Genomic DNA, 12,932 nt, shown 5'->3' with positions numbered 1-12,932 from the left:
AAATGACAACAATAACATTTGAAGATTTATTAGAGCAGCAATATGGTGCAAAGGGCACTCCCAATAGAAATAAGTATGATGCTGACTCACTTGCATTTAGACTTGGAGTAATGTTGAAAGAGGCTCGTAAAGAAGCAAATTTAACGCAAGAAGAACTGGCTGTACGAACTGGTACAAAAAAAAGCTATATTTCACGTATTGAACGTGGATTAAGTGACATACAATTTTCGACTTATTACAAGCTTATTGAAATAGGACTAGGTAGACGCTTAAATGTCTCTATTGGTTAAATCTCGAGACCCAAATTAACTCCCAAAAAATAAAATATTCCAGGCGCATTGCAGAAAAAAGGACTTCATTTTGATCAATGAAGTCCTTTTTCATGACTTTTTATTACTATTACAAAGGAGCAATTCAGATCTATTTAATCAACCTCCTCAGATAGACTCCATATCCACTTTTACCTAGTTTATCAGCAGCTTCAAGCAATTTCTCTTCACCGATGAAGCCAGCTCTATAGGCGATTTCTTCGATACAGCCAATCTTCAAACCTTGACGCTCTTCGATTACTTCCACGAACTGTGCCGCTTGCAATAGGGACTGGTGAGTACCCGTATCCAACCAAGCAGTACCTCTATTCAGAATCGCTACTTGCAATTCACCTAGCTTCAAATATTCGTTATTGATATCCGTGATTTCCAGCTCTCCCCTTGGGCTAGGCTTTATTTTTTTAGCTATCTCAACGACCCTATTGTCATAAAAGTACAAACCCGGAACAGCAAAATCTGACTTAGGATTTTCTGGCTTCTCCTCAATACTGATTGCCTTATTCGACTCATCAAATTCCACTACACCATATCGCTCAGGATCCTTCACATGATAGGCAAATACCACTCCGCCATCGGTTTCAGTATAGGCCTGTAAGGTCTTATGCAATCCCGATCCATAGAAAATATTGTCTCCAAGAATCAGGGCTACTTTATCATTTCCGATGAATTTTTCCCCTATAATAAAAGCCTGCGCCAAACCATCAGGACTTGGCTGCACCGCATATTCAAAAGAACAGCCTACTTGAGTGCCATCTCCTAACAGGTGCTGAAAAGCCTCGCTATCCTCAGGAGTAGTGATAATCAAAACTTCCCTGATCCCTGCCATCATCAATACCGACAGCGGATAATAAATCATCGGCTTATCATAAACTGGCATCAGTTGCTTACTCACTGAAATAGTCAAAGGATACAAACGCGTTCCGGACCCACCGGCCAAAATAATTCCCTTCATATAACTTTAGTCTTATTAATTTAAAGATTATTCCCTCTTGACTTTCCAAAAATGAATCCAAATTCCAAGGCAATAGAATCACTCACTGATTTAGCAGCTTGAAATAATTGATACACATCTTAATCGAATGGATTAAAAATTAAGATTAGATTAGGGTTTAAAGCTACATAAAGAGTAAATATTAAAAAAATAAGTAATGAAAACACTGTTTGCTTCCTTAGGATCGCGCGGAGATATCGAGCCTTTTTTAGCGCAGGCTGAGATTTTCTCAGAAGCAGGACATCAAGTCGTTTGCCTCTTTCCAGAGCAATTTAGAGAATCTGTGACCCAACTTGGGTACGAATTCATCGGCTTCGACAAAGGTTTTTTAGAGTTACTGGAAAGCCAAAGCGGAAAAAACATCATGGGAGGAGGCGGAAATGCATGGAAGCAACTCATAAACTATTTTAAGCTAGCCAAAAACTCAATGAGCCTACAACATACGCTCATCACACAACAACGAGGCGCAATTAGTACGCATAAACCAGATAGAATTGTATTTCATGCAAAGTGTATGTATTTCTATTTGGCTGCCATGGAAAATCCAGATCGGTTTTCTTTACTTACGCCTATACCATGCATGACGCATCCTTCCTCTGAATTCCCACATATAGGCTTGGGAAAGTGGAAACCTTTTAGCCCAAAGTGGAATCTCAAATCTTATGATTTGGTGAATGGCCTGAGACGTCTTTCTATGAAAAAATTCATGGGGAAGTTTTATTCGGATTTTCCCTCCACACTCATCACCTCAAAAACCATCAAGGAATTTGAATTGAATCAATTACAAACCATTTACACCATTTCTCCTTCCCTATTCCCTAGACCTGCGATTTGGCCCGAATCTGCGAAGATCGTTGGATATTATTTTAGAAATCAACTCAAGCAATATCACCCATCACCAGAGTTAAAAGCATGGATAGCAAAATACCCCAAAGCAATCCTGCTCACCTTTGGCTCCATGAGTAATACCAAACCAAAAGAACATTCCCAAACGCTCATTGATTTACTCCAAAAGCACCAAATACCCGCAATAGTTAATACTTCTTGGGGCGGTCTGGAGCCGGTAGAAAATTCTGATGAGTCCATTTTCTATGTGAATCAAATTCCATACGACTGGATCCTGCCACAGCTTTACGGAATTATACACCATGGAGGATCTGGAACCACCCATCAAGGCGCAGCGCATGGCTGTGTACAGATGATCGTTCCTCATATTATTGATCAGTATTTTTGGAATAGAATCGTAGAAAATCGACAAGTCGGCCCACTAGGAACAAGCATTCATGATTTGGATGAAGACAAATTTGAGATAGCTTTGATAGACTTTTGGACGAATCCGTTTTATACTGAAAATGCAAAGAAGCTATCCAACCAAATCAAAACAGAAGCGAAACGAGAGACGGTACTTGATCTTGTTTTGAATCCAAATCCTAACAGCAATTAAATGAAACTTAGCAATTCCATACTTTCCGTTCTCTGCATTCTCTTGATTTCAAGCTGTCAGACTGATCCCGAAATCACATTCGAATCCAGCTCCACAGAGGAGTTTAGACCTCTTTATCATTTCACACCAGAAACTGGCTGGATGAATGACCCCAATGGCTTGATCTACTTGGATGGAGAATACCATCTCTTTTATCAGCATTATCCTGACGCAACCGTCTGGGGACCGATGCACTGGGGACATGCAGTTTCTACCGATTTGGTAAACTGGGAGTCGCTGCCTATCGCTCTTTACCCTGATAGTCTAGGATATATTTTCTCTGGAAGTGCAGTGCTCGATACTGAAAATAGCTCTGGATTGGGCACGACCGAAAACCCTCCAATGGTGGCTATCTTCACCTATCACAATGCTGAAGAAGCGAATACTTCTTCAGATACATTTCAGTATCAAGCTCTAGCTTTTTCTCTGGATAAAGGTAGGACTTGGGAGAAATATGATGGAAACCCTGTCTTGCCCAATCCTGGAATTCGCGACTTCCGTGATCCTAAAGTCTCTCAAATCACAAATCCTGATGGTTCCAAATCATGGATAATGACTTTGGCTGTCCTCGATCACATTAATTTCTACAGCTCTCCGGATTTAAAGAATTGGACTTTACAGAGCGAGTTTGGAGAGACGATTGGAGCACATGGTGGTGTATGGGAATGTCCTGATCTTCTTCCTTTCAAAACACCTTCAGGAGAAGATAAATGGGTTTTGCTAGTCAGTATCAATCCTGGAGGTCCTCAGAAAGGATCCGCCACACAATATTTCATCGGTGACTTCGAAAATGGTCAATTCACTCCCGACGACACCATGCTTCGCTGGCTAGACTACGGGCCAGACAATTACGCTGGTGTGACTTGGAGTAACCTGCCAAGTGATCAAAACAGAACGCTTTTTATCGGCTGGATGAGCAACTGGCTTTATGCAAATGAAGTACCTACCAAAGCCTGGAGATCTGCGATGACTGTTCCGAGAGAATTAAGTTTATTCGATGTAGATGGGACTTTATTGCTGAAATCGGCTCCAGCAAAAGAACTAGAAAAGCTACGTGCAGATGATTACAAAATCAGCGGTGGAAATTCTACTTTGCCTTCAGAAGCGGTGGAAATAACCGCTGGAGTTACTGACAACACTTTTACGATTACCCTCTCTAATGAGCTTGAAGAAACAGTAGTAATTTCAAAAGAAAATGGTCTGGTAAGTATAGACCGAAGAAATGCAGGTAAGGCTGATTTTAATGCTGAATTTGCTGCCATGCATTCCGCTCCGATGAGTTGGGAAGCCAAAGAAATCAGGATATTTCTGGACGCCTCATCTATAGAATTATTTGTGAATGACGGTGAGTTGGCAATGACCTCTGTCCTTTTCCCAACTAGTCCGTGGAAAACGCTGACCATATCTGAAAATCTAAAATCCCTCAAAATTTATAATTTGAAGAAATAACAATCGTTCTCTTTTGACTTCTAGAAATATTATACTTTACATTGATTAACGTGTAAAAAATGAAATAACAACTATCCATCTTAATGATTTCCCTCTCCTGGGTCATTTGGCTGGTTGCTATTTTTGCATTTCCATTATCTCAAGATTCATCCACCAAAGACTTCTCTAAAGATTCAGTTTCGAATCTTACCCAGGCAACTAATATCCAGTTAAATGCGGCTACAGAAGTTCTGGAAATCCCTGAAAATAAAGTGGATTGGAGCTTAAATAGAAAGTTAAGTAGTGAAAACCTCACTACCTTCGAGGAATTTTCCACTTCCAATAATGTGATTCCCACGCAACATGAGCGTTGGCGAAACCACTATCATCTAGGTCTTGATAGCCAATTCAAAAAGGTGGTTTATCATCGTTTTGGGACTTATCCCGAGCAGAGCGTTATTGACCTGAATGAAGTTCACAAAGTAAGTATTCAAGAAAAAATCCGCTTTGTTCAGGTCGGTAAAGAGAAGCGCTATATTCTCGACTTCCTTGCATTACAATTTCACTTTAAAGACAGGATGCATTCTCCCAAGACTATAGAAATCTACGATGGACTGCTTTTTACCAGTTTGGCAGGAGAAAAAGGCATCGCTGAAAAATGGCAAAGAATACTTGAAAGTCATCTATAGCTTAAAACTTCAAGGTTCAAAAATTTAGTTGATTCCACCTTAGATAAGATTTCATATAATGGTTTGTTGGTTGTAAAAGACCCGGTTTTTAACTGGGTCTTTTTTTGTACATCTCTTAGAGATAATTCTAATTCAACGTTGAATATTTTGTAATATTAAAACAAGGTCAATTTCACAAACGCCATGTCAGACAATCCTATCCACAAAGAATACTCAAATGGTGAAGTCACTATCACTTGGGAGCCACATAAATGCATTCATTCCAAAAATTGCATTGCTGGCCTTGCTACGGTCTTTAACTTTGAAAGTAGGCCATGGGTCAACGCTGATGGAGCAAGTACTGAGGCGATTGTCAAGCAAATAGATAAATGCCCGAGTGCTGCTTTGGGGTATTACTTTGCGGAGCAAAAAGAAAAAAGCACTGGAGATGTAATGGCAGAACAACTGGTGGAGGCAATTCCAAATGGTCCACTCATGGTCTATGGCAATCTCAAAGTCAAACTACCTAATGGTCATATCACCAATCAAAGTAAGGTATCTGCCTTCTGTAGATGTGGCGCCAGCCAAAACAAACCCTTTTGTGATGGCACACATAAAAAAATTAATTTTGAAGGCTAAAGCCTAATTTCATGCGTAAAGTACTCGTTCTATTTGCTCACCCAAAATTTGAACATTCCAAAGTCAATCAAGCTCTCATCCAAGCAATTACAGGACTGGAAAACGTTGAAATCAGAGATTTGTATGAACTCTATCCTGATTTCAATATTTCTATTCAGAAAGAGCAAGAGGCACTTTTTGAGGCTGAAGTAGTCATCTGGCATCATCCTATTTATTGGTACTCCTGTCCTCCACTCATGAAGCAGTGGATAGATTTAGTCCTAGAATTTGCCTGGGCTTATGGCCCTGGAGGTATTTACTTAAAGGGAAAACATATTCTCAACACAATCACAACTGGCGGTTCCCAGGAAGCATACCAAAACAGTGGTCGGAACAATTACGAAATCGAAGATTTTCTTCGGCCTTTTGAGCAAACTGCCAGACTCTGCCAAATGAATTACCTAGCCCCTTTTCACGTTGCTGGCACACATAAAATTTCGGAATGGGATCTATTGCGAAAAGCACAATCCTACAAAAACCTACTACTGAGTCTACGAGATGAGGACGATATTGCAGGTATTCAGAAGCCCCAAAACTTGAACATATGAATGGATTTTTGGCAAATGCCATCTTATATATTTTGGCAGCGATAATTTGTGTGCCTATTGCCAAAAAGCTTGGAATGGGCTCTGTCCTAGGCTACTTATTTGCTGGAATTCTTATCGGACCATATTTACTTGGCTTCATCACTAATGAAGGCCAAGGTCAAGATATCATGCATGCGACCGAATTCGGGGTGGTCATGATGTTGTTTCTGATTGGCTTGGAATTGGAGCCCAAAAACCTATGGAAAATGCGTCAGCTAATCGTCAAAATAGGTTTGACACAAGTACTGGCAACATCAGTATTGGTTTTTGGAATCGGGCTACTACTCGATGTGCAGTGGCAAATTTCTCTAGCTATAGGCCTATCCATGGCATTGTCTTCCACTGCAATTGTATTGCAGTCGCTTAAGGAAAAAAACCAAATGAATACTCCAACTGGGAGGATGTCTTTTGGCGTTTTACTTATGCAGGATATTGCCGTGATCCCCATTCTCGCACTTTTGCCTTTGCTGATTTTCGGACAAGCTGCGCCAGCGGCTGAAGCTTCAGACATGCATGGCCTGATCGATACTCTTCCTGGATGGGCGCAGACGCTATCAATTTTCGCAGCCATAGGAATAGTTGTGCTCCTTGGACGATTTGGCTTTGGCCCACTGCTAAACTGGGTTGCCAAAACGAGGCAAAGAGAACTGTTTACAGCCTCTGCACTACTGATCGTAGTAGGAATCTCATTCTTGATGGAGCTCGTTGGTTTAAGTCCAGCCTTAGGAGCTTTTCTAGCAGGAGTTATCCTTGCCAACTCTCCTTATAAGCATGCACTTGAGTCAGATTTAGAACCATTTAAAGGTTTGCTTCTCGGTTTGTTTTTTATGGCCGTTGGCTCAACGATCAATTTCAGCTTGATCTTCAACAATGCCTCTACCATCATCTCCCTGACTCTTGGGATCATTTTATTGAAAACAATTATTTTGCTAGTAATAGGCAAAACCAAGAAATTAAAATTAGCGAGTAACCTCAGTTTTGCTATCGGGCTTTCGCAGGTTGGAGAATTCTCTTTTGTCACCTACGCATTTGCGCTTCAGCTTGGGATTTTTGACCAATCCATTTCCGACACCTTGATGGCCGTGACAGCTTTGAGCATGACTATTACTCCGATTCTGATAGTAGTTTTCGACAAATACATCGTTCCTGCGATCAATAAATCTAGCGAGACAATAGAAAAGGAGATGGATAATATCGATGAGCATAACAAGGTCATACTGGTGGGTTTTGGGCACTTTGGATCAACTTTGGGTAGATTCCTGAGAGCAAATGGTGTAGAAGCTACCATCTTGGATTCGGATCCTGATCGTGTAGAATACCTGAGGAAGATGGGTTTCAAAGTGTATTTCGGTGATGGAACACGTGCTGAGCTGCTTCATTCTGCTGGTGCAAGTGAAGCTACTATCCTGATTTCGGCCATTGACAATACAGACTATAGTATCAAACTCGTAGAGCTCTGCAAGGAAGAATTCCCACATTTAGAAGTGATGATTCGTGCCAAAAACAGATATGATGCTTTTGAACTGATGGAAATGGGCGTAAAAAACATCTATAGAGAACATCTCGACACATCTATTCGCATGGGTGAAGATGTCCTGAAAAAACTAGGATTTAGAGCTCACACAGTACACAGACTGGCCAAGCAATTCCGGGATTATGACGAAGATGCGCTGAAAGTATTGGTGAAATTCAAAAACAACAGAGATGAGTATATTTCAAAAAGCCGACAGCAAATTGAAATGCAGGAAAGTCTGCTATCTGGTGAATTGATGCGGAAGTTCTCAGTAAATGATCATACTTGGGACAGTGATTCTATCAAGGAAGCTACTGCAGAGGACTAATCCTTACTAGACAAGAAAGCTTGATTCCAGCTTCGATTAGCATTTTTTGCATACAGCATCTTATTTTTCAAGGAATGAACTCCATTTAATCCGATTTCATTTCTGGCTACGTATATGTTGTCAGACTAATAGCACGACGATAGAAGTAATGAGGGTTCGGGGTATGAATTCCATTAGCTCAGCGTAAATCCATATCTAAAGAGAAAATTCACTTTTCTAATTAATGTTAACAAATGCCAATTTGAAAACCTTTTTCATGTTTTCTATCGTTGTCTTTATCGTGTTATAATCCAACAAATTGAAAAGATGATAAACTAACTTTTAACCAGAGAATTATGAACCAACAATTTACTCTACTAAAAAAAGCCATTGAGGTCTTTCACTCCTATGGCATCACGCTAATTGGATCGCAGAAAAATGCAGATTTCATCCAACAATTGCACATGGATCCGGTTTTTATCAATGGTCTGATATTCGAGTTAGAATATCAACTTCAAGTCATTTTCCAAGAGGAAAAATTAGGGATGGTTCACACACCAAAAGACTTGATCGCTCTGCTTGTGAATATCCCTCAGGAAAATTGATCTGAGTGCCAAAACTAAACCAACTAAAAAGGGCTGAATTCATACTGGAATTCAGCCCTTTTTAATAAATAAATACAAATCACCTGTTAATCAATTCTTTTGTAAATAATGCCCAAAGAACTAGCATAGAGAGGCATAAGTGTATGAAGTTCGGAATTATTTTTTCTAAGTTGATATTCTCTGGATTGGTTTTCTATATTCTGTAAACTTAGACCCTCTTTGTTCGAATAAAACGTTCCACCCATGTTAATGAAATGTTCTATAATTGATACGGTCACTTTATTTTCAATTATTTGATAGGTACCATTGTAATATTCCAGGAACCCTAACACATTCTTGGTCTCCATATCTCTAACAAAAACCTCAGAATAAACTTTACCATCTGACTTAAAATCAATAGAATACACTATATCATAGGGTTGATCTGCATCTGAATATTCATAGACTCTCAGCCATTGATTCTGTGTCAAAACTTCAGGGTTGATTTCATCCTCATTTTTGCATCCAAGGAGCAGTAGCACAAGAAATACGGCAGGAAATAAGTTGATTTTCATAATTTTTCTAATCAATCTTAATAAAAGGTTTTGGTGGGGGGCAACTCTCATTCACTCCACATCTGTAATAGAACTTTGAGAAGTCACTTTCAATAGCGTACTCCCTAATAGTTTTCCCATCCTCTACCGACATCAGGAGTTCCTTATCCGAATATTGAAGCTTCGAATCTGCTGGAAGGGAAAATTGGTTTCTTGTAATAATCAGCTTAGAATCTTCTACACGATAGATTCCTATAAATTCGCTTGAATAGCCCAAATCGACCCGCGAACCTTTTTGGCGTAGAGTCACACTTCCTTTAATTGTACCGTCTGGAATAATTTCAAATGTGCTTACTTGGTCATAATCTTCGAGATGAAAAACAGATTGCCATGTCCCTGTAATAGTTCTCTCTGGAGTTACTTCCTCATCACTACAGCCTAGCAGAAGTAAAACACTTGCGATCAGATAAAGTAATTTTTTATTCATCATAGCACGATAATTTTAAAGAGTTTATTTGATTTTCAAATAAGGCTTTGGCGGAGAGCAAAGCTCGCCGGGACCACAGCTATAATATAATTTTGTAAAGGAATCATTTATAGTATACCAATTCTCACCTAAATCGCCTTCAATACTGGTTAAATCCTCCTTATCTACATAGTCCAAATCAGGATTAGTCAAGTATGCTACCTCATTTCTTTTAATAATTAAAATAGTCCCTTCAATGGTATAACTTCCTGAAAATACGCTCTGATACCCTAAAACCGTGCGGGAGTCTTTTTTTCTGATAGTATTCATTCCTTTGATAGTACCATCAGCACTGATTATAAAGGTACTTGCGAAGTCAAATTCAGAACCTCTAGATGCTAATTCCCAAGTTCCAATCAGTGTTTTATCTGGATTTTTATCTCCATCATCGCAGGAAAAGGCTAGAAAAGCAATTAAAAACAAATACAGTAGCTTAGTTTTCATAAAGAAAATATATTGAAGAAAAATTGATTAACCTAAAGAAAATCAAAACCATACACATGACGAAGAAGATTTCAAAAACGCTACAGCTGGTAATAACTTCTTAAATTATTTTAGGAGCAAAGTCATCTGTAAATTACGTCATCATCATAGAAATCAATTCTAATGGAAAAGAAAACTCTCTCAGGAACCATCCGAAAAAACATACAAATCGACAGCGAAGTCAGCATTATACAAAAGCATCATCAGCGTAGTGGAGAACTTACCGAAGGGTTTGTAAAGAGAATTCTCACCTCTTCGCCTACTCATCCGCATGGTATCAAAGTAATGCTTGATACAGGTGAAGTAGGACGAGTTGTAAATGTATTTATCGGAGAAGAATAGTATAATAAAACCAATTTTATATGATATAAATCAGATAGTTACAAGAGATTAATTGTTATTTGACCATAAAAATATTTATATTTTTGTATGATAATTCAAAGGTGCTCTAAACAGCCAATAACCAGTGATTTTAAACTGCAAAGGATATTTAGAATCTCAGAAGGATGAATTATTAAAAGTAAACAGAATAAAAAATTTTTAATTATTGTTCATTTTAAACGATTGATTATGAAATATCGATTAGAAAGCAGATGGATAAAGCTCCTTTTTTTAGGAGTAATTATTAGCCTAGCTGGATGTAGTGGAGGTAGCCATGAAAGTGGTGAAAGTGCCGTCGACATCAAAACAAACGGCAAGATCACTGCTCAACTTACCAGTCCACCACATGTACCAGATCCCATTGGAAGCAGGCCAGCAAAGCATGTCCTAGTTGATATGGAGATTCTGGAAGAAGAAGCACAAATGGCAAATGGAGTGAGTTACATCTATTGGACATTTGGAGGTTCTGTGCCAGGAAGTTTTATCCGAACGAGACTAGGTGATGAAGTGGAATTTACGCTGAAAAACCACCCAAACAACAAACTTCCACACAACATTGACCTTCATGCCGTAACAGGACCAGGTGGTGGAGCTTCATCTTCTTTTGTGGCCCCAGGTCATGAGATTACTTTTTCATTCAAAACCCTTAATCCAGGATTGTATGTCTATCACTGTGCTACTGCACCCGTTGGTATGCACATAGCAAATGGAATGTATGGGTTGATTTTGGTCGAGCCTCCTGGGGGATTGCCTACTGTAGACAAGGAATATTACGTAATGCAAGGAGACTTCTACACCAAAGGATCTAATGGTGAGCCTGGATTACAACCTTTCGATATGCAAAAAGCCATTGACGAAGATGCTGATTATGTGGTATTCAACGGTAGTACAAATGCACTTACTGGAGACAATGCGCTTACAGCTGAGGTAGGAGAAACTATACGTCTTTATGTAGGTAATGGTGGACCAAATCTAACTTCTTCTTTCCACGTGATTGGAGAAATATTTGACAGAGTCCATGTCGAAGGTGGAAAATTGATAAACCATGATGTACAAACTACACTTATTCCTCCTGGAGGAGCTGCAATCGTAGAATTTAAAGTGGAAGCTCCGGGTACTTTGGTATTGGTAGATCACGCCATCTTTAGAGCATTCAACAAAGGTGCACTCGGAATGCTGAATGTAACTGGAGATGAAAACGCAGATGTGTACTCTGGAACTATTCAAGAAGGAATTTATCAGCCTGAAGGTGGTACTATTCAGACCATGCCAGGTGATAAAGGTGCCCCAGCAGCCCCTCAAGCAGCTTCTCTATCCGAAAGAATTGAGAACGGGAAAAGATTATATGCTAGAACATGTCTTGCCTGTCACCAGGAAGAAGGACAAGGAATCCCAAGTGCATTCCCTCCATTGGCAAAATCTGATTACCTAAATGCTGATGTGGATAGAGCTATTTCGATCGTACTTCATGGTCTATCAGGAGAAATCGAAGTAAATGGTGAAACCTACAACTCAGTTATGACAGCACAAACTTTGTCTGACGAGGAAGTAGCTAGTGTATTGACTTACGTATATAATAGTTGGGGTAATAATGGTACTGAAGTAACTCCTATTATGGTTACCAAGGCCAAGAGTTCACACTAAATGAATAATACAAAATACATCGGAGTGTTTCTAGCTTTCTTCTGTATAACACATTTCGGAATTGGTCAAGATATTACTGCGATGAAACCAGTAAAAGGGGGGGCATTGTCCCCCCTTTATGGTTTAGATTCAAGCAAGGTTTGGGTTGATGACTTCCTGCTGGATGTATACCCTGTCACCAATGAGCAATACCTGGATTTTGTAAAAAACTATCCAGAATGGCAGAAATCTAATGCTAAAGCAATTTTTGCCAATGGAAATTACCTCTCAGAGTGGCAAGATGATGAACTACTAGGTAGTCATATGAATCCCAATTCACCTGTCACCAATGTATCTTGGTTTGCTGCCAAAGCTTATTGTGCCTGCCAAGACAAAAGACTACCCTCTGTAGATGAGTGGGAGCTGGCTGCAAGAGCAAGCGAAACCAATCCTAATGCAGAAAACGACAGTCTTTTCAATCAACGCATAGTAGAAAGCTATGAAACACCCAACACCTCCAGCAAACAAGTGGGAAGCACTTATGAAAACTACTGGGGTGTATATGATATGCATGGATTGGTCTGGGAATGGACCAGTGATTTCAATTCCGTCTTGATATCAGGAGAATCCCGAAGAGATGGAGATGCAGATAGAAACCTTTTTTGTGCAGGCGCAGCCATCAGCGCTAGCAATCTTCGAGACTATGCCGCATTTATGCGCTATGCCTTCCGAGGAAGCATTAAGGCTAATTATAGCATCAAAAACCTAGGTTTTCGATGTGCTAAATCTAACTAACT

General features: G+C 39.6%; 15 protein-coding genes. 11 read left to right on the top strand and 4 right to left on the bottom strand.

Going from position 1 to position 12,932, the window contains the following annotated elements; translation table 11 throughout:
• Nucleotides 1-2: 2 nt before the first annotated feature.
• A complete protein-coding gene (locus LV85_RS05075) occupies nucleotides 3-290 on the top strand; it encodes a helix-turn-helix domain-containing protein (protein WP_111317096.1) in 288 nt (95 codons plus the stop codon).
• A 130-nt stretch (nucleotides 291-420) separates the two neighbouring features.
• On the opposite strand, the gene rfbA is transcribed toward LV85_RS05075, so the two are convergent.
• Nucleotides 421-1,281: a glucose-1-phosphate thymidylyltransferase RfbA gene (gene rfbA, locus LV85_RS05070; protein ID WP_111317095.1), complete on the bottom strand. Its 861-nt coding sequence runs from the start codon at nucleotides 1,279-1,281 to the stop codon at nucleotides 421-423.
• A 196-nt stretch (nucleotides 1,282-1,477) separates the two neighbouring features.
• On the opposite strand from rfbA, the gene LV85_RS05065 reads away from it, so the two are divergent.
• From LV85_RS05065 to LV85_RS05035, 7 genes are all read left to right on the top strand, one after another.
• Nucleotides 1,478-2,764 (top strand): glycosyltransferase, encoded by a 1,287-nt coding sequence (locus LV85_RS05065; protein ID WP_111317094.1) that lies wholly within the window; start codon nucleotides 1,478-1,480, stop codon nucleotides 2,762-2,764.
• Nucleotides 2,765-4,252 (top strand): glycoside hydrolase family 32 protein, encoded by a 1,488-nt coding sequence (locus LV85_RS05060; protein WP_111317093.1) that lies wholly within the window; start codon nucleotides 2,765-2,767, stop codon nucleotides 4,250-4,252.
• A gap of 83 nt (nucleotides 4,253-4,335) precedes the next feature.
• Nucleotides 4,336-4,920 (top strand): hypothetical protein, encoded by a 585-nt coding sequence (locus tag LV85_RS05055; protein ID WP_111317092.1) that lies wholly within the window; start codon nucleotides 4,336-4,338, stop codon nucleotides 4,918-4,920.
• A 183-nt stretch (nucleotides 4,921-5,103) separates the two neighbouring features.
• A complete protein-coding gene (locus LV85_RS05050; protein ID WP_111317091.1) occupies nucleotides 5,104-5,538 on the top strand; it encodes a (4Fe-4S)-binding protein in 435 nt (144 codons plus the stop codon).
• Between the two features lie 11 nt (nucleotides 5,539-5,549).
• Nucleotides 5,550-6,125 (top strand): glutathione-regulated potassium-efflux system oxidoreductase KefF, encoded by a 576-nt coding sequence (gene kefF, locus LV85_RS05045; RefSeq protein ID WP_111317090.1) that lies wholly within the window; start codon nucleotides 5,550-5,552, stop codon nucleotides 6,123-6,125.
• Complete coding sequence (locus LV85_RS05040; RefSeq protein ID WP_111317089.1) at nucleotides 6,122-8,005, top strand: monovalent cation:proton antiporter-2 (CPA2) family protein; 1,884 nt, start codon at nucleotides 6,122-6,124, stop codon at nucleotides 8,003-8,005. Before kefF ends, LV85_RS05040 begins: the two co-directional genes overlap by 4 nt.
• Before the next feature lie 335 nt (nucleotides 8,006-8,340).
• Nucleotides 8,341-8,589: an acyl carrier protein gene (locus LV85_RS05035; protein ID WP_111317088.1), complete on the top strand. Its 249-nt coding sequence runs from the start codon at nucleotides 8,341-8,343 to the stop codon at nucleotides 8,587-8,589.
• 86 nt (nucleotides 8,590-8,675) lie between these two features.
• Here LV85_RS05035 and LV85_RS05030 read toward each other — a convergent pair whose 3' ends face one another.
• Genes LV85_RS05030 through LV85_RS05020 form a run of 3 tightly spaced genes read right to left on the bottom strand, consistent with a single transcriptional unit; the run spans nucleotide 8,676 to nucleotide 10,092 of the window.
• Complete coding sequence (locus LV85_RS05030; RefSeq protein ID WP_111317087.1) at nucleotides 8,676-9,143, bottom strand: hypothetical protein; 468 nt, start codon at nucleotides 9,141-9,143, stop codon at nucleotides 8,676-8,678.
• 7 nt (nucleotides 9,144-9,150) lie between these two features.
• Complete coding sequence (locus tag LV85_RS05025) at nucleotides 9,151-9,612, bottom strand: hypothetical protein (protein ID WP_111317086.1); 462 nt, start codon at nucleotides 9,610-9,612, stop codon at nucleotides 9,151-9,153.
• 21 nt (nucleotides 9,613-9,633) lie between these two features.
• Nucleotides 9,634-10,092 (bottom strand): hypothetical protein, encoded by a 459-nt coding sequence (locus LV85_RS05020; protein WP_111317085.1) that lies wholly within the window; start codon nucleotides 10,090-10,092, stop codon nucleotides 9,634-9,636.
• Nucleotides 10,093-10,254: 162 nt separating this feature from the next.
• Between LV85_RS05020 and LV85_RS05015 the strand changes: the two genes are divergently transcribed.
• The 3 genes from LV85_RS05015 to LV85_RS05005 all read left to right on the top strand — a co-directional run bounded on the left by LV85_RS05015 (nucleotide 10,255) and on the right by LV85_RS05005 (nucleotide 12,930).
• Nucleotides 10,255-10,473: a YwbE family protein gene (locus LV85_RS05015; RefSeq protein ID WP_111317084.1), complete on the top strand. Its 219-nt coding sequence runs from the start codon at nucleotides 10,255-10,257 to the stop codon at nucleotides 10,471-10,473.
• Between the two features lie 228 nt (nucleotides 10,474-10,701).
• A complete protein-coding gene (gene nirK, locus LV85_RS05010; protein WP_111317083.1) occupies nucleotides 10,702-12,156 on the top strand; it encodes a copper-containing nitrite reductase in 1,455 nt (484 codons plus the stop codon).
• Entirely contained in the window at nucleotides 12,157-12,930 is a 774-nt protein-coding gene (locus LV85_RS05005) for a formylglycine-generating enzyme family protein (RefSeq protein WP_245942152.1), read from the top strand.
• Nucleotides 12,931-12,932 lie beyond the last annotated feature (2 nt).

Source organism: Algoriphagus chordae, assembly GCF_003254055.1.
Classification (GTDB): Bacteria; Bacteroidota; Bacteroidia; order Cytophagales; family Cyclobacteriaceae; genus Algoriphagus; species Algoriphagus chordae.
The sequence above is the reverse complement of the archived record's forward strand: the minus strand, read 5'-3'. Positions and strand labels throughout refer to the sequence as shown.

Coding starts and splice junctions, on each gene's coding strand:
- LV85_RS05075 (WP_111317096.1), top strand. CDS start 3: ATGACAACAATAACATTTGAAGATTTATTAGAGCAGCAATATGGTGCA.
- rfbA (WP_111317095.1), bottom strand. CDS start 1,281: ATGAAGGGAATTATTTTGGCCGGTGGGTCCGGAACGCGTTTGTATCCT.
- LV85_RS05065 (WP_111317094.1), top strand. CDS start 1,478: ATGAAAACACTGTTTGCTTCCTTAGGATCGCGCGGAGATATCGAGCCT.
- LV85_RS05060 (WP_111317093.1), top strand. CDS start 2,765: ATGAAACTTAGCAATTCCATACTTTCCGTTCTCTGCATTCTCTTGATT.
- LV85_RS05055 (WP_111317092.1), top strand. CDS start 4,336: ATGATTTCCCTCTCCTGGGTCATTTGGCTGGTTGCTATTTTTGCATTT.
- LV85_RS05050 (WP_111317091.1), top strand. CDS start 5,104: ATGTCAGACAATCCTATCCACAAAGAATACTCAAATGGTGAAGTCACT.
- kefF (WP_111317090.1), top strand. CDS start 5,550: ATGCGTAAAGTACTCGTTCTATTTGCTCACCCAAAATTTGAACATTCC.
- LV85_RS05040 (WP_111317089.1), top strand. CDS start 6,122: ATGAATGGATTTTTGGCAAATGCCATCTTATATATTTTGGCAGCGATA.
- LV85_RS05035 (WP_111317088.1), top strand. CDS start 8,341: ATGAACCAACAATTTACTCTACTAAAAAAAGCCATTGAGGTCTTTCAC.
- LV85_RS05030 (WP_111317087.1), bottom strand. CDS start 9,143: ATGAAAATCAACTTATTTCCTGCCGTATTTCTTGTGCTACTGCTCCTT.
- LV85_RS05025 (WP_111317086.1), bottom strand. CDS start 9,612: ATGATGAATAAAAAATTACTTTATCTGATCGCAAGTGTTTTACTTCTG.
- LV85_RS05020 (WP_111317085.1), bottom strand. CDS start 10,092: ATGAAAACTAAGCTACTGTATTTGTTTTTAATTGCTTTTCTAGCCTTT.
- LV85_RS05015 (WP_111317084.1), top strand. CDS start 10,255: ATGGAAAAGAAAACTCTCTCAGGAACCATCCGAAAAAACATACAAATC.
- nirK (WP_111317083.1), top strand. CDS start 10,702: ATGAAATATCGATTAGAAAGCAGATGGATAAAGCTCCTTTTTTTAGGA.
- LV85_RS05005 (WP_245942152.1), top strand. CDS start 12,157: ATGAATAATACAAAATACATCGGAGTGTTTCTAGCTTTCTTCTGTATA.